The following is a 2,103-nucleotide window of genomic DNA, read 5'->3' on the forward strand; positions in this document are numbered from 1 at the left end:
GCAGGTCTCCGATCTCGCCTGGCGGCGCCTGGCCCACGCCCACGCACAAGCCCGCACCGCCCGACCTCTGCCCACCCTCACCCGCCGACCCCGCGTCCGCCGCATCGCCTGACAGGAGGTAACAGCCATGGCCACGCCCAACCACGACCACCTCCGCCGTGTCGGCCGGGCGCTCGATGGGGCGCTGTGGCTGGTCGCGTTGCTGGTCGGGGCGTACTCGCTGGCAAACGTGCACAGCGTCGCCATCGGGCACCACACCGAGGACCCGCAGGCGTGGCTGTTGGCGCCCATCGTCGACATCGCGCTGTTCGCGGGGATCACCGCCGACAGCGTGCTTGCCCGCCACGGTCTTCACCCCACCTGGTGGGGCACCGGCCTGCGCTGGTTCTGCGGCATGGCGACCTGGACCCTCAACGTCTGGGACGCCGCCGCAAGCCTCGATGCCGGGGCGATCGTCGCGCACTCGGTGCCGCCGGTCGTGCTGATCCTGCTCGCCGAAGCCGCGCCCCGCTACCGCCACCAGTTCGCCACCCTCACCACCACCCCGCCGGCCGACGTACTGGCACCCGCCCCTGAAGCCGCTCCCACTGCCCCGGCTGGCACCCCGGCCGCTGACCCCATCCCGCCGACCAAGCGCGTACCAGTACCCCGTACCGGTACGCCTACCCGACGCCGTACCGGTACAGCGGCCAAGCCCCGTACCGCCCGGCGCACCGACGCCGATCTGATCGCCGCACTCGCCGAGGTACCACGCGACCCGGACGGCACCGTCCCAGTACGCCGCGCCGCCGCCGCGCTGTCCTGCGGCCCGGACCGTGCCCGCCGGCTGCTCACCACCGAAGGACTGCTACGTCCTCGCACCACCGACACCCCGACCGCCCCGACGCCGGTACTCACCGCCGTCTGACCCGCCGTCCGTATCGCCCGGGGCGCGGCGACCGTCTCGCCAAAGCCACCCGCCGCACCCCGGCCCCTCACCCCGCACCCGTAGGCCCGGAAGGGAGCTTCCATCATGGCCCACCGCTACCACTGCGACCTCTGCGGAACCGACTCACACGAGCTGTCCAGCCCGGCGGAGGTCGCGCAGATGCTCGCGGCCCACATGCAGGTCCGTCACAGCAGCGTGACCCGCTCCGACCCGCCCCGCGTCACCGGACGCACCGGCGGACGGACCCGCCGCCGCTGACCCACTGCCAACCCGCCCCGGGGCGCGGCGACCGTCTCGCCAAAGCCACCCGCCGCGCCCCGGGCCCTCTCACCCCTGCCTGCCCGTGTGAAGGGATGCCCGTGCCATGAGCACCACCGACCCGTTCCCGCCGCCAGACCCGGACGGCTGGACCCCCGACCTTGACCCCGCCGACGTCGACGCCACCCCGGCCGCGGCGGAGGTCGTCGACCTCGACAAGGCCAGGACCCGCCGCGCCGACCCCGACCAGCCCACCACCGACGACACCGGCACCGCCGATGACGTCGACGGCGACGAGGATGCCGAGTCGCTCACCACCCGCCCGGAGCAGGTCGGGGTGCCGGTCGACCCGCCCGACCACGACAGCCCCCGGGCCGCCGGCGGGCAGCGTCAAGCGCCAATCCTGCCCGCGTGGGCGCACTCCCGCGCCGACATCACCGCGACCGCCCGCCACGCCGCGGGCAACGCCGGCTACGTGCTCCGGTTCCACGCGGTGCGGACACCGAAGTACGCGGCGAAGATCGCCGTGTGGGCGCCCATCGGGTTCCTGCGCACCCTCGCCCGGCTGCTGCGCTGGGCCACCGCGGAAGAGGGGAACTGGGGTTTGCGGCAGGACGCCGCCCGCAGGAACGACCCGGAGACGTGGCTGAAGCTGGATCGCCAGCGTCAGCGGCAGACCTCGGTGCGCTGGCCGATCCTGATCGGCGGCAGCATCGCCGCTCTGGTCGCCGCCGCGGTGCTGTGGTTCGGCCCGACCCCCGCCCTGGTGCGCTGGCTGGTCTTCCTGGCCGTGCTAGGGCCTGTTCTGAGTCTGGATCACAATCGGGGTGTTCGTCCTTCGTGTGGGTGTTTCGGCTGGTAGCACAGTGGTATGACGCGTGGTGATCTGACCGATGGTGAATGGGAGTTGATCGAGC

3 protein-coding genes are annotated in these 2,103 nt (G+C 73.3%); all 3 read left to right on the plus strand.

Annotation, left to right across the window (positions count from 1 at the left end; translation table 11 throughout):
• Window positions 1–127 precede the first annotated feature (127 nt).
• The gene (locus tag FMEAI12_RS36990; RefSeq protein ID WP_200835175.1) at window positions 128–907 is read left to right on the plus strand and encodes a winged helix-turn-helix domain-containing protein; all 780 of its coding nucleotides are present in this window, start codon (window positions 128–130) and stop codon (window positions 905–907) included.
• 105 nt (window positions 908–1,012) lie between these two features.
• Window positions 1,013–1,186, plus strand: a complete 174-nt coding sequence (locus FMEAI12_RS36480; RefSeq protein WP_160144230.1) for a hypothetical protein — start codon at window positions 1,013–1,015, stop codon at window positions 1,184–1,186.
• A gap of 106 nt (window positions 1,187–1,292) precedes the next feature.
• Complete coding sequence (locus FMEAI12_RS36995; protein WP_200835176.1) at window positions 1,293–2,048, plus strand: hypothetical protein; 756 nt, start codon at window positions 1,293–1,295, stop codon at window positions 2,046–2,048.
• The last annotated feature ends 55 nt before the right edge of the window (window positions 2,049–2,103 follow it).

This window comes from Parafrankia sp. Ea1.12 (genome assembly GCF_900465275.1).
Taxonomy (GTDB): Bacteria; Actinomycetota; Actinomycetes; order Frankiales; family Frankiaceae; genus Parafrankia; species Parafrankia soli.

Coding starts and splice junctions, on each gene's coding strand:
- FMEAI12_RS36990 (WP_200835175.1), top strand. CDS start 128: ATGGCCACGCCCAACCACGACCACCTCCGCCGTGTCGGCCGGGCGCTC.
- FMEAI12_RS36480 (WP_160144230.1), top strand. CDS start 1,013: ATGGCCCACCGCTACCACTGCGACCTCTGCGGAACCGACTCACACGAG.
- FMEAI12_RS36995 (WP_200835176.1), top strand. CDS start 1,293: ATGAGCACCACCGACCCGTTCCCGCCGCCAGACCCGGACGGCTGGACC.